The organism is Okeania hirsuta (genome assembly GCF_003838195.1).
Taxonomy (GTDB): Bacteria; Cyanobacteriota; Cyanobacteriia; order Cyanobacteriales; family Microcoleaceae; genus Okeania; species Okeania hirsuta.
Genome location: NZ_RCBY01000106.1, coordinates 1 through 26,018 on the forward strand (window position 1 = coordinate 1; position 26,018 = coordinate 26,018).

Below are 26,018 nucleotides of genomic sequence, written 5' to 3' on the forward strand. Positions count from 1 at the left end.
CCGACAAGTGCCTGAACAAAGCAATGTTCCTGCCATGGCAGCTAAAGCAGAATTTTTGGCACCACTGATATTTATGTTTCCTTTAAGATGAGATGGACCACAAATTTTCAGTATTGATTGGTTGATCGGGGATGATTTTGGGTTCTCTTTTGAGTTTGATAGTTGATTGATGGCTCTCTCCTCCTTCAATTACCTAATTTATTAATTTTAATTTTTGCTTCTGATTTTACTGGAAAGTTAGCAGATGTCTAGGGGTTGACAAATCCTATGTCTTAATATAAGTTGCGAAAAAAAATTAGATGTCTCCGGAATAATTGGGGTTTGCTTAAAGACTGGAATAGTGTTGCAGAATTATTTAAGCAAAGCGGATGTTAAGGAAGTCAGAAGTTATTTTTGTAACGGGGATTTGAGCAAAGCTCCAAAAATGTTTCGCCTTAACAAGGCGGAGTTGCGCGAGCCAATTATTTTGATGATTTTTTGACGCTCGTTAGTGACTCAAGTATAAATTTTACTGATTAAAAACAACGGGAAAAACAGGAAAAAGGTTTAAGGGTAAAAAAGTAAGATATATATAATAGAGAAAAAGCCTCTTTTAAAAGGTTGGACAGGTTTATTACCAAAAAAGTAATTTCCATCACAATTTATGAAGTATTATTAAGTTTATACCAAGTTAAAATGAAGCTGCATTGAATAATATTTAAAGTATAATTGACCGCAAATAATTGTAGATAAAGATAGAGCGATTTAATGAATTTGATAATTCTATGCAACCTCATCTCAAACTGGTATTAATCATAATTCTATCGAGGCTAAATCTTCTTTTTAAAATTCCAAATTTGCCTTCAATTTAGTTGTAATTTTTTTTATATAAGTTATATAGAATCCGCCTATACAGTATATGTTTATAATTCTATCCACACCTTAATATTAAATCGGACTATCTCCTCATATCCCCAGATCTCCCAACAACTCTAATAGACATCTCCCATAATAAACAATAAAATCAATTATTGCACTCTTATTTATTAATTATTTCCCCCTATTCTCTACTCCCTACTCCCTACTCTCTAATCCCTACTACCTCTTTTCTGGAGATTTCTAATAAGTATTCAACCGGATTTGATATTAGGTGGATATGGTGTGTTTATCTGGGATGTGGAGACCAAGTGCTATGAAAAATATATGGAGGTTCTAGGGAATAGTCAAGGCGAGAAAATGGCATGAAATAGTAGCAAAAATAAGGATATAAAACACTCGAACTATGCACTTTTTTTCTTAAAAAAAACTCAATCTAGATTTACATCTGAAATAAAAATACTATATGAATAAATGTTAAAACTAGGAGTCTAGAAATGAAGCAATAAGCCAGCGTTCAAAAAAAATCAGTAGCTTGAATCTCCATCACTATTTTACGAATAATTAAACCAACTTACTTGAAAATTGTTTTTTATTAATGTTTTTATTATGATTATTGCTGGTCTTCCTTATGGGGAAACACTTATCCTAATTCTTCTCTCTTGAAAGAAAATTTGTAAGCATTCAGCTATCAGCATTTAGCTATCAGCTTTTGAAATAAAAAATAAAACAATGAACAAAGTTAGCTGAAAGGACTATTTCATTTTATGCGGAATGCTGCGCAAACATATTTCACTTCTTGAATACTAATTCCTTCTTCCAAGATAATGACTTAATAACTCATAGCTAATAGCTGACTGCTGAATGCTTACGAATTTTCAGCTTTCTCTGATTCAGTAAATTTGAATGTTTGACCGACATGAAATGAATTATGAATAATAATTAATTTTGAGTTAGATTTAAATGTAGTCAGAATAAGATTATATTTTCGACGACAAAATATAGAGGTGGTGAATGGAGATAGGTATTCCTAAGGAAATTAAGGATCAAGAGTTTCGTGTAGGACTAACTCCTGCAAGTGTCAGGGTATGTACTGAAGCTGGTCACCAGGTTTTCATCGAAACAGGAGCAGGGTTGGGTGCAGGTTTTAGTGATGAGAATTATATCCAAGCAAAGGCCAAAATTTTACAAAATGCTGGAGATGTTTGGAATTGTGAAATGATCGTGAAGGTAAAAGAACCTCTATCATCAGAATACCAATTTCTCAAATCAGGACAAATTCTGTTTACTTATCTACATTTGGCTGCTGACCGAAAGCTAACTGAAAGGTTGATTGAAAGTGGGGCGGTGGCGATCGCCTACGAAACAGTAGAACTACCTGACCATAAGTTACCTTTGTTAACTCCCATGAGTATAATAGCTGGACGTCTTTCTGTGCAGTTTGGAGCGAGATTTTTGGAAAGGCAACAGGGTGGTAGAGGTTTACTATTAGGCGGAGTTCCTGGTGTTATGGCTGGTAAGGTGATGATTCTGGGAGGTGGGATTGTTGGTACAGAAGCAGCTAAAATTGCTGTTGGTTTGGGGGCAAGGGTTCAAATTTTTGATATAAATTTGGAAAGGTTAGCTTATCTGGAGACTCTATTTGGTTCTAGAGTGGATTTGTTATACAGCAGTTCTTCTGCTATTGAAGCAGCTATTGTAGATTCCGATTTACTTATAGGGGCAGTTCTAGTTCCTGGTCGTCGTTCTCCAGTTTTAGTAACTAAAAGTTTGGTAGCGCAGATGCGTCCTGGCTCTGTGATTATTGATGTAGCTGTGGATCAAGGTGGTTGTGTGGAAACTCTACGTCCAACTTCTCATACAAATCCTACATATGTAGAATCGGGAGTTCTACATTATGGAGTGCCTAATATGCCAGGAGCAGTTCCTTGGACAGCTACTCAAGCTCTGAATAATAGTACTTTACCCTATGTATTACAGTTGGCTCATTATGGGAGTGAAGCTTTAGAAAAAAATCCGGCTTTGGCTAAGGGTTTGAATGTTAAAGACCATTTTTTGGTTCATCCTGCTGTCCGAGAAGTATTTCCCGATCTAAGTAATAATTAAGTTTAAAAATCACACTCCTTGAACATCATTAAGAATAGAATCATTAGATTTATATCAATATCTAAGATAAGATAAGTTTTTCAGCAATTTTCATAGATAGTTTTTTTTGAAATTATCTTCATTCTATCTCTTTTATTTCTACTACTCTTTATTTGACATCCTCTTTGGTAAATCGGTTCGATAAGTAATTAGGGTTTGCTGAATCAGTGTGCATGGTAAGGGTAGAAGTTAGGATAAACGGGGAATTATAGAGGATATAGTAGGAAGAATCGTCCCTTGATTTTTTTGCCCAACTCTTGATCAAAATCCTAAATTTTTGAACCATTACCACCTAAAATATTGCACTTTTTGATACTTAAAAAGGCTAAAACCTTATTTAGATTTATAGTTGATTAAAACTAGCAGAGTGATTATTTATGAGGAGGCTAAATTTATCTTTGGTCATATTCCTAAAACTGGAGTGACTAGCATAACACTATCTCTAGAAGAACGTTTTGAGGTCTAAAGACATTTTTATAGGAGAAAGTAAATATGGTGATAAGTTACAACAGATTTATGAAAAAAAAAATTGGGATGTGTAAACAGTTGTCATACCAATTTGATAAATGTTTGTTACAAATGGTAGGAGTAATAAAGAAGGAAGAGGAAAGAAGGAAGAAGGGATAAATATTGAAAAAAAGGGAAAAACAATATAAATAACTATCTAAAATTAACTGAACTAGCTATTTTTCAGCATATTTGAGCAATACCTACCTTTTTGTAGTATTCTTTTTTCAAATTGGTATTAGAGATAGAAGTATAAGATTTAGTTGAACAGGAAAAGTGGGATAAGTTTTTCACATTTAGTTGTTGTCATAAATCCTTATTCCAAAGCTATTTCTATCTACTAACCAAACCTATAACTAAAAAAAACTAGATTATTTTTTTGAACAGGAATTTTCCACCATTCAGGCTAATAAAAATTACCTTATATTTCCAGGCTTATCAAGTCTTAAATTAAATATTTGGGTGCTAAAGTTAATAGTTAATATTTTCAAAATACTCTTTGGGTAATCAAATAGTCTACTATTAAAGATTATTTAGATACTACTAACTTTTCTGAGTTTATTCGCCATCCTATTCTTTTCTGGTAAAAGATAATTCTTTTTATACTCAATAGACATGGCTATCAAATCGCGATCGCCAGATCCTTATAGTTGATAGAGTCATTAAGTTAGAAAAAATTGGCTCTGCATGGTCAAAATTATGCTAAGGCTGAGGAATCAGTTGTAAACTAAGCTCTGAAAATAAATCGGCTTTTAGAACTGTTAAGTTGATTCCTGAAGACCGTAGCTATATATATTCGTAATTCAAATTGACACTCTGAGCGTTAAATCTCGCGGTTATAACGGGAGTCCTCTTTCAACATTTATGATAGAATTTGATTTTGCTTATCATCAAAAATTTCTTTAGTCAAATACAGCAGGAAAAAGTGTTAAGCTTCATAAACTAAAAAAGCTATTTACTGCTGGTGAAATAACCATCTATACAGTTAAAGTTCACGGTGGAATAAGACTTATAAACCCCTAATTTGTGTGAAGTTAAAATGCTCTGCAAGATTATAGATTAATGTTTATATTATACCAAATCAACCAAACAACGTAAATAGGTAAAAATAAATGAGAATATTCTCAATAATCAGCATTTAATTAATTTTTGTAACAATTGAAAAGATTAAAAATTATCTTTGTAATTTTTAATATTTATTAGTTTTAGTTATAAAAAATATGGTAGTAAAAAAACTTAATTTAAAGTGATTGACAAATTGAAGTAGATCGGCAATAATAAAAAATTGTGATTTAGCGGAACTGGCGGAATTGGTAGACGCGCTAGATTCAGGTTCTAGTGTTCGCAAGGACTTCCGGGTTCAAGTCCCGGGTTCCGCATTATCTAGTGCTGCTACGCGGAAGTTAAAATTCAAAATTCAAAATTCAAAATTCAAAAGTATTGATTGGTAAGGCTTTTAGAATTTTGTAACTGGTTAGTTATTCCTACCATCCTGCATTAGGTATATGGAGTATTTCTTGATTAGCGATCAAAATCTAATGGGTAGGAAAATCACAATATCCTGCTCGTGTTTCACTCCTCAAATAAAATCAGTAATAAATACTAGATAAAAATATAAGTAGTGCTGACCAGTTTAAAAAATCCTTTAGTAAAGGAAATCCGTAAGCTTCATCAATCCAAAGGAAGAAAGGAGAGGCAGTTATTTTTATTAGAAGGAACTCATATCCTAGAAGAAGCTTGCCACAAAAGTTATCCTCTTTTAACTGTATGTTGTACGCCTGAATGGCAAGAAAGACATCAATTTTTGTGGGAATTATTATCTCAAAAAGCTCAAAGGATAGAATTAGTAAGTGAAAGGGTTTTGAAGTCTCTTACTACTACAGTTAATCCTGATGGAATAATAGCTATAGCACCACAAAAGTCAAAAAATTCTGTCAAAATTGCTAGTTTGGGAATTGCTTTGGACAAATTGCAAGACCCTGGTAATTTTGGTACTATCATCAGGACAGCTACGGCAACAGATGTAGATGGTTTGTGGTTAAGTGCAGATAGTGTGGACTTATATCATCCTAAAGTAGTTAGAGCTTCAGCAGGGGTATGGTTTAAGTTACCTATGGCAATTTCTGAAAATTTAAAGGCCGAGGTATTAAAGTTACAAAATCAAGGTTTGCAAATTGTAGCAACAGTACCAAATTCTACTATAAACTATTGGCAGATTGACTTACGAAAACCGACACTAATAATCTTAGGAAATGAGGGTTCTGGTATTTCACAAGATTTACTTGAGTTGGCTGATTATTCTGTCAAGATTCCTTTGGGTAACGAAGTGGAATCTTTGAATGTTGCTGTCTGTACAGCAGTAATTTTGTATGAAGTTCAACGTCAACGTCAATCTCAATCAAATTAGTAAATTATGAACCTATTCCAGTAATAAGATTTTTGCTAAAAACCCTAAATATTTTGATAGTTAAAAACTAAAGATTAAACTTTTCAGACACATTTTAATTGAACAAATTAGCCTGTGAAAAATAGTGGGATAGGTTATTATATTATTCTGAATCCGCTTCCGATAATGGTTGGCTTTGATGATTTGTTTCCATATATTGGTCTATGTCAGCGATCGCTTCCTCTAACTCTGATAAACCAAATTTTTGATTGGACTTTTCACTATCTTGAAGATCGGAATTAGACTTTTCATAGTTGGGTTCCTGAAGAGAGTTATCCAATTGTTTCTCAAAGCTATCAACAAATGTTTTTGCAGCCTGACTACGAATATCTTTTTTATCCATATTAATTTCTGTCCTTGTTATCTTCTTGTTAACAGTTCAACTTATTTTTATATAAAAAAAGGCATACAAACAGCAGGAGTCTAGTGCCGCTACGCGGAAGTTAAAAGTCAAAAGTTAAGAGTCAAAAGTATTGCTTAGTAAGGCTTTTAGGATTTTGTAACTTGTCAGTTATTTCCGCCATCCTGCACTAGATATTTTATTTCTAGATATCTTTCCGGAGCAAAAGTTAAATCTGCTCTATATTATTAATTAATAGCTAATATTTTGATGATTTGGGGCTTTTGATTTTTTTTATAGAGCGATCAGATTATTAATTTTGACTATCTTTGTTGAGCTTTTAAATTTGCTCTACAATCAATGAATATTTTAAGCTATTTTTAGCCATTTATCATTCAAAATGTATCTAAAGTAAGTTTATATAAACTCTTTTTAATCAAATGAAATCATTATCTAAATAGTAATATAAACTGAATACTTATAGATTTCAGTATTTTATCTGAAATAATGAGATTTGTTTTTTTAGGCTCATTATATCATAAACATATAGCTAAGAAAGAATTGGTTAGGACGTAGACTAATAACCAATCTTAGACTAGAAAATGTTTTTCCAACTGTTGCCTGTTCCCTGCTATAAAAGTTTTGTTTGTCGCAGCAAAAAAAAAAAGACTAAGTGAAGTAATGTCTGTATGCAAGGCTAGCTCATACAGACACGAATGAATAGTTTCCCAATATGGATTATGTACTTAATTTTCTCGCTCCTTGTGCTTTCAACTTAATTATTGCAGTTTATTTTGGTCAAGAATTAAGTTAATCTGGGATCTAGAGCAAATTAAGTTCAAACAAATCCCAAATAAAATATTTAGCTACATTCCTATAATTTCTAATATTATAGTTTTTGCAAACATACAAACAGGTTTTAAAAACAACAGATGACTCAAGAATTTGATTACGACTTAATAATTATTGGTGCAGGTGTTGGTGGACATGGTGCGGCATTACACGCCACAAGTTGTGGCCTAAAAACAGCTATTGTAGAAGCAGCGGAAATGGGTGGGACTTGTGTTAACCGAGGTTGTATACCATCCAAGGCGCTTTTGGCAGCATCTGGTAAAGTTCGAGAGTTACGGGATACTCACCACTTAAAAACTCTGGGTATTCAATTAGATAATGTAGCTTACGACCGACAAGTTATAGCTTCTCATGCTAGTAACATTGTTGACAAAATTAGAGGTGACATGACTAACAGTCTGAAACGTCTAGGTATAGATTTGATTAAAGGCTGGGGGCAAATGGCAGGTCAACAAAAAGTTATGGTCAAGACAGATAAGGGAGAAGAATACTTTACTGCTAAAGATATTATACTTGCCCCTGGCTCTATTCCATTTGTTCCTCCTGGAATAGAATTGGATGGTAAAACAGTTTTTACCAGTGATGATGCTTTGAAACTAGATTGGTTGCCACCCTGGGTAGCAATTATCGGTAGTGGTTATATTGGACTGGAGTTTTCTGACATCTATACTGCTCTTGGATCTGAAATTACTATGATTGAGGCATTAGACCAATTAATGCCTACTTTTGATTCAGATATAGCAAAAATTGCACAAAGAGTTCTAATTCAATCCAGAGATATTGAAACTAAGGTTGGTAAGTTAGCTATGAAGGTAATTCCTGGATCTCCGGTAATTATTGAACTAGCTGATGCTAAAACTAAGGAAGTAGAAGAGGTTCTGGAAGTAGATGCTTGTTTAGTTGCTACAGGTCGCATTCCCTATACAAAAAATTTGGGACTAGATTATGTTGGTGTAGAGACTGACCGTCGGGGTTTTATCCCAGTAAATGACAAAATGGCTGTTTTGTCAAGTGGTGAACCAGTACCTAATTTATGGGCGATCGGTGATGCTACTGGAAAAATGATGTTAGCTCATACAGCTTCAGCTCAAGGTATAACAGTGGTAGAAAATATTTGTGGTCGTCATCGGGATGTAGATTATCTTAGTATTCCGGCGGCTGCTTTTACTCATCCAGAAATTAGCTATGTTGGTATGACTGAAACAGCAGCTAAGGATTTAGGTAAAGATCAAGGATTTGAAGTAGGCAGTGTAAAAACTTATTTTAAGGGTAATTCAAAAGCAATTGCTGAAGGAGAAACAGATGGTATTGCTAAAGTCATTTATCGTCAAGATACAGGAGAATTATTAGGAGTACATATTATTGGCCTTCATGCATCCGATTTAATTCAAGAAGCAGCAAATGCTATGGCTCAAAAGCAATCTGTTAATCAGTTATCTTTTAATGTACATACTCATCCTACTTTGTCAGAGGTTTTGGATGAGGCATTTAAACGAGCAACTGTTAGTTAGATCAGGGAACAGGGAACAGGAAATAGTGGTGCGACCCCGCGTCGGTGTCAGACCCAAGGGAATGCTGAATCCTGTGAGGGAATGGGCACTCCTGTGAGGGAACAGTAGGAAAAATATTTCCCTTGAGGGAACAGTAGAAAAAATATTTCCCTGTCTTACGGTTGATCATCAGCATAAATCCTAACCAACTCGTTCTTTGCTATGGTTATTAATTTCAAGAAAATTGTTATATTTAGTCTCCATAACTGATATAGCAATTTAGTATTCAGTCATCATTTTTTGGTTTCTCAGAATTTAATTTTGCTTTGAAAATTACTAACTGTAACTTCAGCAAATTAAGAAGTGCTATACTACCGAATCTTGAAAATCTGAAGACTACAAAAAGAATCATTATTAAAGATAGGGTAGTCCTAAAGATGTAAGGATATCGGTTAGTATATTTCTTGAATTTTCAGGAATTAAGCTTCAAAAATTATCTTTTATTTTGCGGGTTTAATACCCCACCGTCAACGAAGGGTTAATTTATTGTCACGCTTAGAAAAATTGTATCCTTTGAAATCTCGTACATTTTGCTAGAATTAGTTAAGGACTCGTGTAAAAATAACCCGAACAGTTTTTTTTTGATGGAAGCTATATTTCACGATTTATCCTAGATAAAATTTGTACAACTTATTTTTACATGGCTCCTAACCAAAAATATAGAGTTGTAAGTATTCTATGATGACAAAGAATTAGCCCTACACCGTCAACGGGGGTGCTTAAAATTGTTTGAGGTGATCAGACAGGAAGTGGCAAGTCGTTGACTATCCCCATGCAATTAGACCTTTTGCCTTCTGCCTTCTGCCTTATTCAATACTTATTTAACACTACCAAAAATAGGAAATTATCAAGAAAAAAAAATGCAAATTCGTCGCCGACCGCCAACTTCAGCAGTAGAAATGGGTAGTTTACGCTATGAAGTTGCTTTGCCAAATTCAAAACCTCAAAATATTCTGGAAGAAATTGTTTGGTATAAAGAAAAAGAGGTAGATTATCTGCGGGATAAACAACCATTAATTGAGTTAAAAAAGAAAATTAACTTAATGTCTGCTCCTCTGGATTTTTTGGCTATCTTATCAACAGGAAAAACTCAACCTGCTGTAATTGCTGAAGTTAAAAAAGCCTCTCCTAGTAAAGGGATAATTAGAGAAGATTTTGAACCAGTTACTATAGCTAAAGCGTATCAACAAAATGGTGCAACTTGTATTTCAGTTTTGACAGACAAAAAATTCTTTCAAGGTGGCTTTGAAATTTTGTCAAATATTAGGAAAAATGTTGACTTACCACTACTGTGTAAAGATTTTCTGATTTATCCATATCAAATATATCTTGCTCGTTTATATGGAGCTGATGCTGTACTACTAATTGCGGCAATTTTATCAGACCAAGATTTAAAATATTTTATCAAGATAGTTAATGCTTTAGGAATGACTGCTTTAGTTGAAGTTCATAGTTTAACAGAGTTAGACCGGGTATTGACAATAGAAGGAGTTAAGTTGGTCGGTATAAATAACCGCAATTTAGCAGATTTTTCAGTAGATTTACAAACTACGTGTAAATTAATGGAAGCTAGGAAGAAGGAGTTAGAAAAACTTGGAATTTTAGTAGTAAGTGAATCAGGAATATATGGATATGAAGATGTAAATGTTGTTAAAAATTCTGGTGTGGATGCTGTTTTAATAGGTGAGTCTCTGATGAAAAAAGCAGACCCAGGTGCAGCATTGCTACAGTTATTTACCTAATAATTAAGGGGTAAAGTTTTCCTTTACTGTACAAAAGTTTGTCGGTCTACAAGGAGAGAAAAGAAAAAAAATATTTTAGTCAATTCTATAATCTTAAGGAGAAGTTATTGTTCATTATTAATTGTTAATTGTTGAAAGAGTCTAGCAGTCGAAGCAAAAGTTAGGACATATCAAAAACTTAAAACTTAGACAACACAAAATTTTTATTCTTCCTTCTTTTTTTTCTTCCTTCTGCTATAACAGGTTAACTCAAACTTTTAAAAATATAGGCTTTTAGATTTAGATTAGATATTGACAATTTTTCAGATAAAAACTGTAGACGATAGAATTATCAAAAAAATTACTGAATAATTAAATTTTCAACCCTCTCCTTGAAACTCGAAAGGAGAAAAAATATTTTATTCAGTGCTCTTGTTTTAAAAAGGGTTTCCTAACGGAATCCTCCACAAACAGCAATTCAGCAGTCAGCATTTTCCAAAAGGAATGCTCCGCAAACAGCAAGTGATTTATATAGCTGTACTAAATAGGTTTTAAACAAATGTTAGTGATCGAAATACTGATGGTTACTTCTCTTGATATATAGCTAATGTTCATATTCTATCTAGTGCAGAATGGCAGAAATAACTAACCAGTTACAAAATCCTAAAAGCCTTACCAATCAATACTTTTGACTTTTGAATTTTGACTTCCACGTAGCAGCACTAGGATAGCTATAGTGATTTATGTTCATATTAATTATCTTTTCACTTATGGGTTTAATATCCTAGCTTTACCCACGGTGTCTACAATTATTTGGGGTTTTAATTCCCATAACTTTTTTTTGTTCCTTCTTCAAGAATAATTACTAATGCAGTAGTTCTCTGATTTCTATTTGTTGTTCAAGTTCCCACATAGCATAATCAATCAATCTGTAAACCGTTAGAAATAAAACTATGGAAGCAATACCAGTTCCCTCCCGTATTCATTATGAATTGCTACTTCAGTTATTAGAAAAAAAGACAATTTTAGCAGTAGACTATAATACAAAGCAGCACGAAAAAGCACGGGAACTTATTGTAACTGTGAGAAAAGCTTTAGCACTACAAAAACAATTTGAAGAAAGTTGCAAGCAAGCAAATTTACCAATTGAATATCAATGGTCTCTCAATGAAACAGAAAAATAAATATTAAGTGCATTAGGGCAAGCTAAAAAAAAGGTATTTATGAACTTGATAATATTCAAAAATTAATATCTAAGACTTTTGAAAATCCAAAGGTAGAATTGGCAATTAATAACTTCACTAAATAAGACCTAGAATAAAACTAACAATAGATAATTAATTAACAATCATTCATTAATTATTTCTCTGCTGATTAAATCTCAAAGCACTGCTAAATAAAGGTTTTAGCCTTTTTGGGGCCTTTAAAAAGTGCCTGGTTTCCAGTCTAAAACGCTCAAAAAGGAGCGTATTTTAGGCGCATAGTTGGGTAGAAAAATCATTCTTACAATTGTTACTCCTACCTCCTCGCTCATTCCCATTCCTCCCCTCCTGGGAGGGGGAGGGGCGAGGGGTGGGTTTTCTCCTGTCTCCTACCCCTACTAAAAGACTTTTTCAGCAAACCCTAATTAGAAGAAGTAATTATCAATTATTGATTTAGTCTACCTAACTAATAAATACCATTCTTAGGGGTCTCACAATTGATAGATTTGTTCAATGTAAAGTTTTTGGGAATGATTAGGAGCAGTTAATACAGTTAGTATTTCGGCAATAATTTGTGAAACCATTCAAAACCATTACTCTAACAACAAAAACTTTGTGGTTAGTTATAACTTCTAACTTTTACCAGATAAATAGTTGCTTCAAGCATTGAATTATCCGTTAATATCTTAAATGTAAATTCTATAGAAAGAAAAATCAAAAATTTCCTCAAAAAAAAATAATTAAAATTAAATAACTCCCAAAATAACAAAAAGATTCCAACTTTGGAATCTTAAAGAAAAAATAAGTTTTTTCAATGAAATGCTTCTCAATCAATAAACATATAAACTAACTCAAGTAACACAAAACAAAGGAATAGAAATAATGAATGATAAACTAATGTTAATGATTCCCGGACCTACTCCAGTACCAGAAACAGCCTTACTAGCTATGGCTAAACATCCAATAGGCCATAGAAGTGGTGACTTTTCCAAAATTATGGCCGAGGTGACAGAAAACCTCAAATGGCTACATCAAACCAAAAATGATGTGCTAATTTTAGCATCTAGTGGAACTGGGGCCATGGAAGCAGGTATCATTAACTTTCTCAGTCCAGGCGATCGCGTATTATGTGGATGTAATGGTAAATTTGGCGATCGCTGGGCAGAAGTAGCTACGGCCTATGGTCTCCAAGTAGAAAAAATCACAGCAGAATGGGGCCAACCTCTGGACTCAGAAAAATTTCGTGAACAACTAGAAGCAGATAAAGAGAAAACAATCAAGGCGGTTATTATTACCCATAGTGAAACTTCTACAGGTGTTCTCAATGACCTAGAAACTATTAATAGTTATGTTAAAGCTCATGGCGAAGCATTAATTATAGTAGATGCCGTCACCAGCATTGGGGCAGTCAATATACCAATAGATGAGTTGGGTCTTGATGTTGTTGCTTCAGGTTCTCAGAAAGGTTATATGATACCCCCTGGTTTAGCTTTTGTAGCAGTAGGTGCTAAAGCTTGGACTGCATATGAAACGGCCAAATTACCACGTTACTATCTTGACTTGGGTAAGTATCGTAAAGATGCAGCTAAAAATACTACACCTTTTACTCCACCAGTAAATTTATTCTTTGCCTTGCAAGCTACACTTAGGATGATGCAAGCTGAAGGATTAGAAAATATATTTGCTCGGCATCAACGTTTAATGAGTACGACTCGTGCAGCAGTCAAAGCTTTAGGGTTGCCCCTCTTTGGGCCAGATGCAGTAGCTAGTCCTGCTATTACGGCAGTTGCTCCTCCACCAGAAGTAGACGCAGAAAAAATACGGACTATTGTAAATAAGCGTTTTGATATTGCTTTAGCTGGTGGACAAAACCACTTGAAAGGGAAAATTTTCCGTATTGGACATTTGGGTTTTGTCAGCGAACGGGATATTCTCACCGCTATCTCTGCATTAGAAGTTGCTTTGCGAGAGTTGGGATATGAAGCTTTTACTCCAGGAGCAGGTGTAGCTACTGCTTCTAGAGTTTTAGCTGAGTCATAATTTAACATCTAAAATGTTGCAATAGTAGGGGCGGGTTCTACGTTAAATTAATGAGTCTTAACCAATTTAGATGAACCCGCCTCCACCCCATTTACGAAGTCATAATTCAGAAGTCAGAAGTCAGAAGTCAGAAGTTATTTTTGTAACGGGGATGTGAGCAACTCTCCAAAAATTTTTTGCCTTAAAAGGTGGGGTGACACGACCCAATTATTTTGATAATCTAACGCTAGCTACATATTGAAGAACCGTTATTTTCAAGGTTTAATAATAGAATAGATTTTAAGTTTGATTTTAAATTGAGTTCTGAACTAGAGTTAAATTGATTATTTCTAGTAATTATTCTGTAAGTATTCTGTAATTATTCAGCTATTAGTTGTCAGCTTAGGGCAATAAGACTCCCTCCTGAAGGAAGTATTTAAATGAATATAGACTTTCAGGTTAAAAGAACCTGCTTTTGTAAGATTTAATTATGACTGGATTATGGCTTAATAAGAACCCTTAATATAGGGTTTAAATCAAGCTCAAAAAATAGCTGATAGCTAATAGCTGATGGCTGTTTGCGCAGCATGACCTAGGAAATACTTAGATTATTCTGGCATTTAGTTGAAATCATAAGTGGTTTCTAGCCAATCAAATATTTTATCTAATTGCTCTAGAGTAACTAAACCATATTGCCATAAAATCATTGGAAAAGCACTGAAGTCTGGTTTACGATCTACTAATGTTGAACTAATACTAGCTCTTTCTGCAACTGCTATAGAAGCTGAAGAAATAGATAAATCATCTTTCAAGAAATGAATAAAGCGAGCATAATTATTTGGTGTCATTTTTCTTTACCTCCTATTTTTCAGACACCATTCTCTTTGTAACTCTTGTTGACAATAGAATATATAGAGTCACATATTTAAGAGAATTATCATGTCAATAAAATTAATATTTTTTTTGGATATTATCGATAGTTATTTACTATCATCAAGCAATAAGTTTTCTTGGATATTGCTAGGATATGCCAGTTTTTTATCTGTTTACTAAACTCTGCATTTTTTCAGAAACTTGAGAGTGAAACTAAACTAGATATAGTACTCCTGGACTATACTAAGTTTTGAGAATAGCTTGGTTTGAATCTACATAAGTTGCCTATGCTATTCCGCAAAAGCTAGCTATTAATTTCTAGAAAAATTTAGTGAAATTATCGTTACTCAAAATGTATATACATTCAGGTTGAAAAAAAATTCACTATCTGTCTCAACATTACAGAAGACTTTCTATTGAATTCTCTCTCTAGTCAAAAGATATAAACAGCGCAGACAGAGGTTCTAAGTAGGTAGTTGCCTTTTTTCAAACTATTACTACTTACAAGGCTAAACTTGGCCAAGTCAAATTTTGGCAAAATAACTACGACAAAATAACTACTTTGGTTTGAATATTTGTATGTATTTTAATTCACAATACGAACCATCTCTATATGCATAAATGCGCAAAAATATACAACTAGATTTTCACTCTTAGCACAAAATATCATTATCCTCACACCAATCAACAGAATTAAATTAAGCAAAGCAAAAATAGACTCTTAGTAAGACAAGTTTTTCTATATCTTCTATACCTTCTTGGTAAAAGTAATACTCATCAAAACTTCAGCACTATCGATATTGTCAAAATATTTCTCTTACAGCTTGCGAAACTTAATTTATCTTTATTTATTTCCGATGAATAGAATAGCAGTATTACAAACCATCAAAAGCTTAAGAATACATATTCTGCACTTTAGGTGAACAATACTTTGAATCCATCTAAATAATGTCTAGCTTACCAATATAGCAAATTAAAACTTTAGTGTAAATATATAGTAAGTAAAATAATAAAAAGTTTTATTAGGTTTTGTCAAAATAATTCAGAGTTTTGCGATATTTTAGCTTGTTGTACAAAAACTATAGGTCTGGGGAATAGCAAAAAATAAATCATCCAATTTTTGGATTCAATTTGTTTGTTTTGTACCAGAAGGAAAAGGAAAAAACTTTGATTATTGATATTCCGTTATTTTTACTCCGAAGTACTATGTAGACAGCTATTTCATAATTCAAATAAAGGAATGGCAACTGCTATAATTTTTGTTGACATACTACCTTCTTCTCAATTCAACCTAAAACCTAAAACCTACCACCTTCTTCAATGAATGATAATTTCCTCTAATCTCAGTTCTGTCAAATACCTAAATTTTTGTAATCATTATCCGGTCTCCTACTTTCAAACCTAATTCCTTTGCACGTCTTCCCCGAAGTTCAATTACTCGATCGACTAACACATCAGGTCCATAAGTAGGGCAAGGGTCAGCTAAACAAGGAGGGACATTATCAGCGATCGCCTTAACTATGCCAGAATTTATGAATATAATATCAAGAGATATTTGGCAATTTTTCATCCAAAAGCTAACTTTCCGAGGCGGGTTAAAAGAGAATAACATTCCTCGGTCATCAGCAAGTTTAGTCCTGTACATTAAACCTATTGCTTTCTCTTGAGGGGTTTTCGCCACCTCTAAATTAATTATCTGATTAGATATATGAGCTTTTGCCGTAATTGGTAAAATTTGGCCTTGTGGAGATATCTGAGAATCTGATATATTTTGAGCTTGTGCTGGAGTATGAAAAACTTGAACAAATATTATTTGTAGCAAACAGCAAAGCAACAGAAATAAGATGATTCCAGACTTAAGTAAACCAATTTTACGACCCATAATTAATTATTTCTCAGATATTCTATGTATGTTTTATTCTTGAAGAAACAAGAAGGAAAAAGGAAAAAGTAGATGGGGACTCAAACCCCAAAAAGCTTGTAAACACCCCAAGTGACGGCGGGGTATTAAACCCAAAAGAAAAAGATAAATAATAATTTTATAGTAATTTTTTTGAGATTTCACTTATTTTGACATTCTTGTCGTTAGATCAAAGATTATAATGGAAAATTCTTGCTTCTGTGATTCTAGGGTTAGGCGAAAAATCAAACAAGTTATATTATGTCCGGATAATTAGTGATAAAAAAACTTTCTCTTTCTTCTTCTTTCTTTCCTCCTGACTCCTAACTCCTGAGTCGTTTATTTATAACTGTTCAACCGGACATGATATTAAGTTATGCTCCACGACGATTAAATATCTGTTTATAGTTACTTTTGCAGCAGCTATATCACGATTTATTTGATTTCCACAACTACTGCAATTATGTTTTCTATTCCTGCGGAATATTGCGTAAACAGAAAGTTTTTTCTGATTAATATGCCCAAATTTAATATCAAGTCTCATTAATTAGCCATAATAAAAATGTTCTTCTTTTGATAGAGAATATTTTTTCGGTGCGGAATGCGGAGCAAACAAATTTCCCCTACTCCCTACTCCCTACTCCCTAAATTTTTCCGAAGTGGTTATTCAAACAGACATGATATAAGACATTCTTGAGAAATATAATTTTTATCAACTTTAGCAAAATACTTACCTCAATTCCTGCAAATATCAGCCAATATTTCATTGATAAATTGACCTATACCAGAATCCTTTGATTGTTTTCTAACAAGACCTTGCTTACCAAGAATTAAAGACTCTAAGTTTCCCTCAAAACATATCCAATACCACGGACTGTCTGAATTAATCTCTTCTCGCCTTCTCGTTCAATTTTCAGGCGCAAATATCTAATATATACCTCAATTACATTAGACTCACCCAAAAAATCATAACCCCAAACATTTTCCAAAATCTGTTCGCGACTCAATACTTCGCGAGGATGCTCCATTAAAAACCTTAATAACTCAAATTCCTTCATAGTCAACTCAATACTACGACCATGACATAAGACCCGTCGAGTAGCCAACTCTAAAATTAAACTCCCAAATCTCAATTGGTCCTTTTCTGCTATAGTAGGTTGTAAATAAAAACGGACTAATTTTAAGAATTCATCACTGCGATAAGGTTTGAGAAAATAGTCATCAGCTCCAGACTCCAGACAAGCAACTCGGTCGTCAATTTGGTCGCGACCCATCAACAATAATATGGGCATATTATTACCCATTTTTCTCAGATGACTGCACAATGATAGTCCAGATTCACCAGCTAACATTCGGTCAATTACAATCAGAGCAGGTTTAATTTCTATTGCCCTGTGAAGACCCGCGGTAGAATTAGTAGCTACAATTGGATGATAGCCTGACTCTTCTAGATCCAAACTCACATATTGGGCGAGAATTTCATCAGTCTCTATTAGTAAGACTGAACGATCTCGATCTATAGTTAAGGTAGTCATAGCAATATGATTTTAATTGTGAGATATTGGAGACTTTTGTTTTAGGTATGGAGGGAATAGGGAATAGGTATGGAGGGAAGAAACGAATATATATGAATAAAATAACTGCTATATTTTATGCTTTAAACGAACACCTCAATTCTCACATCTGATTCGGTGATTGCTATATTTCTGTACAAAATTTATGATACTAACACCCTCTCATATAATCCCGGCATATTGAAGTTAATCTAGTGCAGGATGGCGGAAATAACTGACCAGTTACAAAATCGCGCGAACAATTACAAATCAAAAATGATTGACTTTTAAATGCATGACTTTTAACTTCCGGGTAGCGGCACTAGCAGTGAAAATTTTGAAAAATAACCACCAGAATAATTTAAGGTAATTCAACAGAAGTTGGCTTGGCAATGTGCGGTAGTCCCCATCCCAATTTCTCGCGCAGAACATGGAAAAACTCTGGTGGCTTAAGTCGAATGAAACGTGCTTTATAATGTGATTGTTTCACTCGTACTCGGTCCTCTGGCAAGACATAACATCCTCCATTACCATCTACAATCATCATCATACGATTTGGACTAGCAGGAAAAACAGTTACTGGTTCAGTATCAGCAAAAACCAAAGCACGGGATGCTAGAGAATGGGGACAAATAGGTGAAAGCTCCAAAACGGGAACTCCCGGAGTCACAACAGGGCCACCTGCCGATAAAGAATAAGCAGTAGAACCAGTCGGAGTAGAAATAATAATACCGTCTGCCGCAATATCTATAGGAGCGTGCCGACCAATTTGGATCTCAAAATGGCACATACAGGTCATAGGTTCCCGATGTAAAACCATTTCATTTAAACAAAGGGCTTCCCATAATAACTCATTATCTCGGAACAGACGTACTTCTAGCATTGTCCTTTCTTCTACTTCATAGTCTCCTGCTAATACCTGTTCAATAGCTGGATATAACTGATTGACAAAAGTCTCAGTCAAGAAACCCATGTGACCTGTATTGACGGTCAATAGTGGAATATGGCAAGGTGCTACTTGACGAAATGCAGATAAGACTGTACCATCCCCTCCTAGGACTACAGCAAAAGTCATGTCTTTGGTAAAGCCAGAGGGAACTAATTGGTCTATAGAAGTATGACATAAAGGATGTTCTAGGCTGGGATAACCTAAGATTCCTCCCGATCCATTATTGATGTGAATATCATAGCCATAAGCTGTAAGCTTGTCTTTTAACTCATTAGTTATGCGACAAGCTATTGGTTTGGCATCGTTATAAATGATTCCTATTTTTGACACTCGAAAAAATCTAGTTCAGGGTGGTTAGAAACTTTAGAAAAAGAAAGGTTTATTCTTGGAAGTTGATTTTCCTAATTTTGCTTGCTCGTACTCTATTTCCTTCAACTTTTTCATAATCCGACTATAGTATTCTTGCAAATAAGATTCTAGTGTGGTTATTTCTTCAGGATTAATGCCAAATACAGGATAAACATCATCCATTGAAGCTGTTAAAGGTTGACTGTTGGCTAATACTTCTGCAAAAGCTAGTCTATCCGAGACATTCCAACCCCATTGAAATGACCTAGTAAGCTGACGAAATATACGCAATAAGTTAATATTGGTACGGGTTACTTTTGCTTTTTCTCCAGACAGTCTTTCACACATCCGAATAATTTCACTAGCATCCCAAGCACGGGGACCTACTACCGGAAAGCTTTGATTTTCTGTTTCGGGAACTGAAATACTACGGACAGCAAACTTAGCAATATCTTGAGTATCCATATATGCAATCGCTGTTCCTTGACCGGGAACCCAAACTGCTTGCTTATCTAAAATTGGCACTGCATACTGGCCAATTAATCCCTGTAAAAAACCACAAGGTTTTAAGATCGTGTATTTTAAGCCAGATTCAGCAATAAAAAGTTCTGTACATCGCTTAATTTCTAGGAGAGGGACTTGGGGATATTTCTCTGCATTTAAAAAGGAGAAAAATATAAAACGTTCTACACCTTTAGCCACTAGAGCTTGAATCAGTGATACTTTTCCTTCCCAGTCTACCTGTTTAATACTCAGAGAGTCTGTTGGTCTCGCAGTTGCAGCATCAATCACTGCATCAACTCCTTCCAAAGCTGGTAGTAGAGTTTTAGGCTTACAGAGATTTCCTCCTATTAGTTCAGCCCCCCACTCTTTTAAAAAAGATGCTCTACTGTAGCTTCTGATTAAGCAGCGTACTTCATAACCTTCGTTTAGGGCACAACGCACTATTTGTCTACCAAGAGTACCAGTAGCCCCTACGATTAATAGTTTCATAAACAGTTTATTGATTATATTAAAGATTCTTTATCACTTTATCAAAATTATCTCATTTTTTTACAAAACTTAATATTTTGAGTTAAATATGTTTTAGCTTATATTTTTATTAATCTATTTAAGATACCATAAGATCCATAGAAAGTAAATACCACCATAGGCATTCCCCACTAGAAAAAATTAATGAGGAAATGCTCCTATAGCAAAATGTCAGTCAGTTAAGCGATCGTACTACTTTAAAGACCGGGAAATTTGATTATTCGCCTCCTTGTAATTTAAGTAATAGGAAACCTCCTGCTAAACCAATCAGAATCACAGAAAAAGACAAAATAGCTGCATTGAAAATCTCACCACTCATATTCTTAAAATACTCCTATGTAATTTGTGATATATATTTTAAGACATTTTGACTTCTCCCCAGACTAAAGTCATAAGTATTCTTCAGCGGAATAAATATGAAAATATCAGCAACAGAAATAGAAAATACAAATCCTCGTTTAGGATTGACAATTGGAGATCCTGGGGGCATAGGACCAGAAATAATTCTTAAGGCTTTAGCAGACCCTACTGTTACAGAAAATTGTGACTTGACAATTATAGGCAGTCATCGCATTTTGCAACAAACCTATCAAAAACTATCTCAACTCTCGAAAAAAACTCAATCGCAACAATTACTTGTCAAATGGGAAAATTTAAAAATTTTAGATGTAGAGTTTAATGGAAAATTAGAAAATATATTTCCCGGCAAAGGTAATGCTGTGAGTGGGGAAGCTAGCTTTTGTTTCATGGAAACAGCTATTGCTCAGACTTTAGCTGGAAAATTTCAAGGTATTGTTACTGCTCCTATTTCCAAAACTTGCTGGCAGATGGCTGGTCATAAATACCCTGGTCAAACTGAACTTTTAGCAGAAAAAGCAGGAGTAAAAAAATTTGGGATGCTATTTTTTGCGCGATCGCCCCACAGTAATTTTGTACTCCGCTCTCTTTTAGGGATGCTATTTTTTGCGCGATCGCCCCACAGTAATTTTGTACTCCGCTCTCTTTTAGCTACCACACATATACCATTATGTCAAGTTCCAAAAGCTTTAACGCCAGAGTTGCTGAGTTGGAAATTAGAATTGCTTATAGAAAGTTTACAAAAAGATTTTGGGATTTCTCGGCCAAAAATTGCTGTGGCTGGTTTAAATCCTCATAGCGGAGAAAATGGACAATTAGGAACAGAAGAGCAAAATTGGCTGATTCCTTGGTTGGACAAACAACGCGATCGCCGACCAGATATACAGTTAGATGGGCCAGTGCCACCGGATACTATGTGGGTAAAACCAGGTCAAGCTTGGCTAGGTTTACCAGCTAAAACTTATGATGCTTATTTAGCGTTATATCATGACCAAGGTTTAATTCCAGTCAAGCTAATGGCTTTTGATTTAGCAGTGAATACTACTATTGGTTTACCATTTGTTCGTACCTCTCCCGACCATGGTACAGCTTTTGATATTGCTGGTCAGGGTATTGCTGATGCAACGAGTATGAAAGCAGCAATAAAGTTAGCTAAAGAACTGATATTACAAAGAAGTTATTAATAGAATTGTCTCTGCAATAGTTGACTTAGTGAATCTACAATCTAAAATATACAAATAAGAGGTACAAAAAAGCTGACAAATTTTATTGTCAAGCAAATATACCTACTAATATAATTTTAGTTAGCTCTCAGGGGTGAGAAGAAAAAATTCTTACCCTAAAATAATCCTATTAAGGCATGAGTTAACAAACAAGAAAATGGTAAAAAAATCAAAATTTATTTGAGAAACCTTTGAAAACTATATCCTTTGGTATCCAGGGAAAAATGGATTATGAAACTTTAGGAAAAGCAGGAGGAATTAGCACAACTCCTGGCACACCCCAATGGGCACTTGCTATTAAGTTAAAGCTACAATCTGTTCTGAAAAAAGATGTAGTTGTTAATGAGGAACAATTAAAAGCATGGCGTGAATTAATGAAACAGCCTGCTGCTTATCAACAATTACTTGATGAGCAAGGAAAACCATTTAATAGCTATGAAGAATTATGTCGTGCTCAACCACCTTATGGATTAGGTTGTGAAGCTAAAGAAATTGAAGAATTAATTAGCAGGTTAGAATCAACTGGAACAAAAACAGTTGATACATCGGAAGACCCGGTCAAAGATTTAGGAAATCCATCAAATTATTTTCATAAATTCTCTAAACTTGTGGAAGCTTGCCCGGATAATCAAGCTTTAAATGCACCGAAAATAGGAGAGATTTTGGATTATGCTCATAGCACTGCTCAATTATGGAGAAAACGATGGGAACATTTAGGATGGTTAGAACAATCAAAAAGTAGTGGGAGAGGTTTTTATCAAATTACTGAATCAGGAAAAAATGCGGTTAAAAATTGGTTAGAGCAACAGCCAGAAGGTAAGTTGAATCAAGAACTTTGGGTAGTAGTTCCTAAAAATCCTAAAAAGGCTGCAGAAAAATTGATTAAGTCGTTTAAAGATGAGGATTTAAGAGAAATTTACAAATTAATTGGAGAGTCTTTTGGTCAAGAATTAACTATATTTCATTCAGATTCAGAGATGGAATAAGAATTTGTTTTTGGTTATTAGCAGATTACCTAATCTATCAATGTCAGGGTTAACAGCATCAATTAAGAGTTTAATTTTTTTATCCTTCAATGTAATTTAATGCTGAAAAAATAAAAGGTTGTTTTTGAGGAGATTATTAATGTTAAAAGTAGTCCTGAACTGTATGGAATAAGTAAATTATTGAATCAATGAAAATAGGAGTTTTTCTTCTGAGTAAATGTTCCTTATAAAATAGCTATAGGGATTACTTTTAACGGGGGTATTTTGAGTGAAATAAATTGTGTCATACTTGAATCAAAATTTTACTTATCCGAAAATTAATAAATAAGTAATAAACAGCCTCTACTCCAATTAAAAATTTAGGTATATTGGTAGTTTAAATTTTGTAGAGATACTCTATTCTAAGTTGTTATTTAAGTTATCAGTTAGCCCCCTGCTCCCTCTACTAATTTTTCTTCTTCTTTCTTTCCTCCTGACTCCTGACTCCTAAATAATTAAGATTAATATCATACACTAATTCACCAACGCCATAAATTTTATAAGAGGAACTAATGACAGAGCTTTCCACTGAACAATTGCTTTATTTGCTTTACACATTTGCTTATTCAACAGAAGGAACTGTTACTAGAAGTACAGTTAGGAATCATTTATCTAAAAAACGCCGCCCCAATGCAAAACAGGTTTGTGAGAGTTTATGTGAGCTGAAGTTATTGGAGTCTCCTAAACGAGGGAGAATTAAAGTTACTGAGATGGGAATGAAAGCTCTAGTTCTTAATCTTCAAACAACGGAGTATAAATTTAGGTCTAACAAAGGACCTAAAATTTTAAATGCTCTGATGGCTTGTTTAAAATTAACAGCAAAATATAATCAGATAAATTATCAAAATGAGGATATGGATTTTGAGACTTTTGTAGATAAGTTTAAAAAGCTTTACCTTGAAGAAAGGAGGCGTCAAGAATTGGAAGGTGTTGTGGCTATTCGTAGTAAAGAAATTTGCCAAAAGTTTAGGCAAAATAATCATATTTCTGAATTGCTACTAGAAAAATATTTTGAGCAATTGAAATCTGATGGTTTAGTATTTGCGGTACAAGAAAACAATAAAGAATTAATTCAATGGGTGAACTAAATTATGCCGGAAGATGCAGGAAAAAAAAGATATATTAGAAAGTTTTTACAGCAAATTCAACCAGGAGAAGGTTATGTGGAAAATATTTGGGTTGAACGTGATGTAAGATTACCAGGAAAAGAGGGTGAAGATGATACTACAACTACAGCTGAAAGTTTATCTGGTAACTCTTCAATATCAAATATAACGGAATTGCTTCGAGACGATCTTAAACATACTTTTGATGATAGATCTTTTACATTTAGATTTGTGGCGGCATTTCTTGGTAGTGGTAAAACTTCCCTATTAACTTATTTGCATGAATTAACAACAACTCAGTCAAATTATGAAAAACATTCTGTAGTAATTCAGTTTCCACTTTCTCATTTACGGACAGTTGGTAGTAGTCATAATTTTAGCATTAAACTTTACTGTTATATTTTAGGAGATACTTTTTGGCAATTAATACATAATCAAAATTTATTGCCAGATGTAAAAGAAGTTGCTAAAAACATTCTCGAAGAATTTGATGCAGGGTCATTATTAAATACAGGAACTAGAGAAGAGATAAAATTAAATCCTTTTAGGTCAAAATTTAGTAAATTTTTCGCAACAAGTGAAGTAAATTTTGTTGAATTATTTTTTGATGTGATATCTCAAGTCACAAAAGTAGACCCCAGATTTACTTTTGTCTATCTAACAGATGAATTAGATTCATTAGAAAAATTTCAACAAGAAATAGAAGAAACTAGAGTAATTTTTAGAGCATTAATCAAGCAAGCTGCTCAGAAATTTAGAAGAAGTATTCCTCTGCTAATTTATTTGGTAGGTACATCAGATAATGTCAGTTCTTTAATTGAAGGAGACTCTGTATTAAAAAGTTTAGTCAAAAAGTCAACGATTAATCTTAGTTTAGGTTCTGATAAAGAATTTATGATGATTAAACAAGAGATAGATGAAAGAATTAAAGGAGCATATAAAGGATATAAAAATTTTAATAATGCTTGGCAAGAAATTCAGAATATACCTTTGAGACCAGCTAAAAATTTTAGAGAATTTTGTCAATATTATTCAGGAAAAGTTCTAGAAATACATGAAAGGTATTTCTAGAACTTTTCCTGAATAATGCTTGGCAAGAAATTCAGAATATACCTTTGAGACCAGCTAAAAATTTTAGAGAATTTTGTCAATATTATTCAGGAAAAGTTCTAGAAATACATGAAAGGTATTTTGCCGAAGCAGAAGAGCAGAAATTTGAAGGTGATGCTTGTGAATTAGTCAAAGCAGAATGTCAAAAAAGGTGGGGAAAATATTTACAACAGAGAGTATACACATTATCAACAGTGGAAACTACAAAAGTAATTCAAGGCAAAAAAACAGGACAAAAGCATGCCTTAGATTGTTATGTAGAATTGCTTGATAATAATAGAGTAATAGCTAGAACTTTTGGTGAAGCTAAAAATTATAAATTGATTATTGAACACTTGGATGATTTTAGTCGATGGTTAGATGATTTAGGATTTAATCCATACCCTTCAGAAAATACTCCTCCGGACTTAGCTTTTATGATTGCTCCTTCATGTCCAGAACGTCTTAAAAGAAAGCTAGAGTTACAAAATATTGAATTTATTCAAGTAGATAAGGTTATTGATAAAAAATCAAGTAAATTACCAAATTCAACAAGTTCAACTATAGAGAAAATTATTGAAACAAAATCAACTTCATCCTCACATTCGACAAGCTCAACTGCTGTTAATATCAATACAGCGAACGAAGCAAAATTAATAATTGCTTTTAAAAGAACAAGTGTTAAGAACAAAACTATTCAAAAGCTGCTAAATAATAGAAAAAGTAATCCTTACAAAGACTTAAATCATCTGGTATCGGATCTTAAGTTTAGCGATAATGTAAAAGCTAAACTTCAAATTAAACTCGATAATGAAGAAATTAGTTTTTCTGATTGAAGTAACAAAAGTCAAAGAGATACTTGCCATGGAATAAATCATTTATATCTCTCCACCCTTCCACTACTAAAAATTTTCTAGGCAACTCTA

Annotated in this window: 19 protein-coding genes and 1 tRNA gene; 12 read left to right on the forward strand and 8 right to left on the reverse strand. The window is 33.7% G+C overall.

Annotated elements, in window-relative coordinates; genetic code table 11:
- The first annotated feature begins 1,869 nt into the window (after positions 1-1,869).
- The 3 genes from ald to D5R40_RS17775 all read left to right on the forward strand — a co-directional run bounded on the left by ald (position 1,870) and on the right by D5R40_RS17775 (position 5,914).
- Complete coding sequence (ald, locus tag D5R40_RS17765) at positions 1,870-2,961, forward strand: alanine dehydrogenase (RefSeq protein WP_124146153.1); 1,092 nt, start codon at positions 1,870-1,872, stop codon at positions 2,959-2,961.
- Positions 2,962-4,802: 1,841 nt separating this feature from the next.
- Positions 4,803-4,886: transfer RNA gene (locus D5R40_RS17770), tRNA-Leu, on the forward strand.
- A 242-nt stretch (positions 4,887-5,128) separates the two neighbouring features.
- Positions 5,129-5,914, forward strand: coding sequence for a TrmH family RNA methyltransferase (locus D5R40_RS17775; RefSeq protein ID WP_124146152.1), 786 nt, complete (start codon positions 5,129-5,131; stop codon positions 5,912-5,914).
- A 142-nt stretch (positions 5,915-6,056) separates the two neighbouring features.
- Here the strand turns inward: D5R40_RS17775 and D5R40_RS17780 are convergent, their stop codons facing one another.
- Positions 6,057-6,296, reverse strand: coding sequence for a hypothetical protein (locus tag D5R40_RS17780; protein WP_124146151.1), 240 nt, complete (start codon positions 6,294-6,296; stop codon positions 6,057-6,059).
- Between the two features lie 929 nt (positions 6,297-7,225).
- On the opposite strand from D5R40_RS17780, the gene lpdA reads away from it, so the two are divergent.
- The 4 genes from lpdA to D5R40_RS17800 all read left to right on the forward strand — a co-directional run bounded on the left by lpdA (position 7,226) and on the right by D5R40_RS17800 (position 13,658).
- On the forward strand, positions 7,226-8,656 hold the full coding sequence (gene lpdA / locus D5R40_RS17785; protein ID WP_124146150.1) for a dihydrolipoyl dehydrogenase: 1,431 nt from the start codon (positions 7,226-7,228) through the stop codon (positions 8,654-8,656).
- Positions 8,657-9,555: 899 nt separating this feature from the next.
- On the forward strand, positions 9,556-10,437 hold the full coding sequence (gene trpC / locus D5R40_RS17790) for an indole-3-glycerol phosphate synthase TrpC (protein WP_124154992.1): 882 nt from the start codon (positions 9,556-9,558) through the stop codon (positions 10,435-10,437).
- 932 nt (positions 10,438-11,369) lie between these two features.
- The gene (locus D5R40_RS17795) at positions 11,370-11,600 is read left to right on the forward strand and encodes a DUF5340 domain-containing protein (protein ID WP_124154993.1); all 231 of its coding nucleotides are present in this window, start codon (positions 11,370-11,372) and stop codon (positions 11,598-11,600) included.
- Positions 11,601-12,500: 900 nt separating this feature from the next.
- The gene (locus D5R40_RS17800) at positions 12,501-13,658 is read left to right on the forward strand and encodes a pyridoxal-phosphate-dependent aminotransferase family protein (RefSeq protein WP_124146147.1); all 1,158 of its coding nucleotides are present in this window, start codon (positions 12,501-12,503) and stop codon (positions 13,656-13,658) included.
- Positions 13,659-14,257: 599 nt separating this feature from the next.
- On the opposite strand, the gene D5R40_RS17805 is transcribed toward D5R40_RS17800, so the two are convergent.
- From D5R40_RS17805 to petM, 6 genes are all read right to left on the reverse strand, one after another.
- The gene (locus D5R40_RS17805; RefSeq protein WP_124146146.1) at positions 14,258-14,485 is read right to left on the reverse strand and encodes a DUF2949 domain-containing protein; all 228 of its coding nucleotides are present in this window, start codon (positions 14,483-14,485) and stop codon (positions 14,258-14,260) included.
- 1,385 nt (positions 14,486-15,870) lie between these two features.
- Positions 15,871-16,392 (reverse strand): DUF192 domain-containing protein, encoded by a 522-nt coding sequence (locus D5R40_RS17810; RefSeq protein ID WP_124146145.1) that lies wholly within the window; start codon positions 16,390-16,392, stop codon positions 15,871-15,873.
- Between the two features lie 857 nt (positions 16,393-17,249).
- The gene (gene nblR / locus D5R40_RS17815; RefSeq protein ID WP_124146144.1) at positions 17,250-17,945 is read right to left on the reverse strand and encodes a response regulator transcription factor NblR; all 696 of its coding nucleotides are present in this window, start codon (positions 17,943-17,945) and stop codon (positions 17,250-17,252) included.
- A 379-nt stretch (positions 17,946-18,324) separates the two neighbouring features.
- Positions 18,325-19,242 carry an NAD(+) kinase gene (locus D5R40_RS17820; RefSeq protein ID WP_124146143.1) on the reverse strand — a complete coding sequence of 306 codons (918 nt, stop codon included), beginning with the start codon at positions 19,240-19,242 and terminating at the stop codon, positions 18,325-18,327.
- 33 nt (positions 19,243-19,275) lie between these two features.
- Positions 19,276-20,253, reverse strand: a complete 978-nt coding sequence (locus D5R40_RS17825; protein ID WP_124146142.1) for an SDR family oxidoreductase — start codon at positions 20,251-20,253, stop codon at positions 19,276-19,278.
- 256 nt (positions 20,254-20,509) lie between these two features.
- A complete protein-coding gene (petM, locus tag D5R40_RS17830; RefSeq protein WP_063823346.1) occupies positions 20,510-20,611 on the reverse strand; it encodes a cytochrome b6-f complex subunit PetM in 102 nt (33 codons plus the stop codon).
- 97 nt (positions 20,612-20,708) lie between these two features.
- On the opposite strand from petM, the gene pdxA reads away from it, so the two are divergent.
- Both pdxA and D5R40_RS17840 read left to right on the forward strand, forming a co-directional pair.
- The gene (gene pdxA / locus D5R40_RS17835) at positions 20,709-21,833 is read left to right on the forward strand and encodes a 4-hydroxythreonine-4-phosphate dehydrogenase PdxA (protein ID WP_124154994.1); all 1,125 of its coding nucleotides are present in this window, start codon (positions 20,709-20,711) and stop codon (positions 21,831-21,833) included.
- A 230-nt stretch (positions 21,834-22,063) separates the two neighbouring features.
- Positions 22,064-22,858: a hypothetical protein gene (locus D5R40_RS17840; RefSeq protein WP_124154995.1), complete on the forward strand. Its 795-nt coding sequence runs from the start codon at positions 22,064-22,066 to the stop codon at positions 22,856-22,858.
- Positions 22,859-23,303: 445 nt separating this feature from the next.
- Here D5R40_RS17840 and D5R40_RS41220 read toward each other — a convergent pair whose 3' ends face one another.
- The gene (locus tag D5R40_RS41220; protein WP_275670303.1) at positions 23,304-23,426 is read right to left on the reverse strand and encodes a hypothetical protein; all 123 of its coding nucleotides are present in this window, start codon (positions 23,424-23,426) and stop codon (positions 23,304-23,306) included.
- A gap of 187 nt (positions 23,427-23,613) precedes the next feature.
- Between D5R40_RS41220 and D5R40_RS17845 the strand changes: the two genes are divergently transcribed.
- Genes D5R40_RS17845 through D5R40_RS17855 form a run of 3 tightly spaced genes read left to right on the forward strand, consistent with a single transcriptional unit; the run spans position 23,614 to position 25,928 of the window.
- A complete protein-coding gene (locus D5R40_RS17845; RefSeq protein ID WP_124143752.1) occupies positions 23,614-23,985 on the forward strand; it encodes a hypothetical protein in 372 nt (123 codons plus the stop codon).
- Positions 23,986-23,988: 3 nt separating this feature from the next.
- Entirely contained in the window at positions 23,989-25,074 is a 1,086-nt protein-coding gene (locus tag D5R40_RS17850; RefSeq protein WP_124154997.1) for a hypothetical protein, read from the forward strand.
- 44 nt (positions 25,075-25,118) lie between these two features.
- Complete coding sequence (locus D5R40_RS17855) at positions 25,119-25,928, forward strand: hypothetical protein (RefSeq protein WP_124154998.1); 810 nt, start codon at positions 25,119-25,121, stop codon at positions 25,926-25,928.
- Positions 25,929-26,018 lie beyond the last annotated feature (90 nt).

Excerpts from the sequence above, each read along its gene's own strand:
- ald (WP_124146153.1), top strand. The coding sequence starts at position 1,870 with ATGGAGATAGGTATTCCTAAGGAAATTAAGGATCAAGAGTTTCGTGTA.
- D5R40_RS17780 (WP_124146151.1), bottom strand. The coding sequence starts at position 6,296 with ATGGATAAAAAAGATATTCGTAGTCAGGCTGCAAAAACATTTGTTGAT.
- lpdA (WP_124146150.1), top strand. The coding sequence starts at position 7,226 with ATGACTCAAGAATTTGATTACGACTTAATAATTATTGGTGCAGGTGTT.
- trpC (WP_124154992.1), top strand. The coding sequence starts at position 9,556 with ATGCAAATTCGTCGCCGACCGCCAACTTCAGCAGTAGAAATGGGTAGT.
- D5R40_RS17795 (WP_124154993.1), top strand. The coding sequence starts at position 11,370 with ATGGAAGCAATACCAGTTCCCTCCCGTATTCATTATGAATTGCTACTT.
- D5R40_RS17800 (WP_124146147.1), top strand. The coding sequence starts at position 12,501 with ATGAATGATAAACTAATGTTAATGATTCCCGGACCTACTCCAGTACCA.
- D5R40_RS17805 (WP_124146146.1), bottom strand. The coding sequence starts at position 14,485 with ATGACACCAAATAATTATGCTCGCTTTATTCATTTCTTGAAAGATGAT.
- D5R40_RS17810 (WP_124146145.1), bottom strand. The coding sequence starts at position 16,392 with ATGGGTCGTAAAATTGGTTTACTTAAGTCTGGAATCATCTTATTTCTG.
- nblR (WP_124146144.1), bottom strand. The coding sequence starts at position 17,945 with ATGACTACCTTAACTATAGATCGAGATCGTTCAGTCTTACTAATAGAG.
- D5R40_RS17825 (WP_124146142.1), bottom strand. The coding sequence starts at position 20,253 with ATGAAACTATTAATCGTAGGGGCTACTGGTACTCTTGGTAGACAAATA.
- petM (WP_063823346.1), bottom strand. The coding sequence starts at position 20,611 with ATGAGTGGTGAGATTTTCAATGCAGCTATTTTGTCTTTTTCTGTGATT.
- pdxA (WP_124154994.1), top strand. The coding sequence starts at position 20,709 with ATGAAAATATCAGCAACAGAAATAGAAAATACAAATCCTCGTTTAGGA.
- D5R40_RS17845 (WP_124143752.1), top strand. The coding sequence starts at position 23,614 with ATGAAAGCTCTAGTTCTTAATCTTCAAACAACGGAGTATAAATTTAGG.
- D5R40_RS17850 (WP_124154997.1), top strand. The coding sequence starts at position 23,989 with ATGCCGGAAGATGCAGGAAAAAAAAGATATATTAGAAAGTTTTTACAG.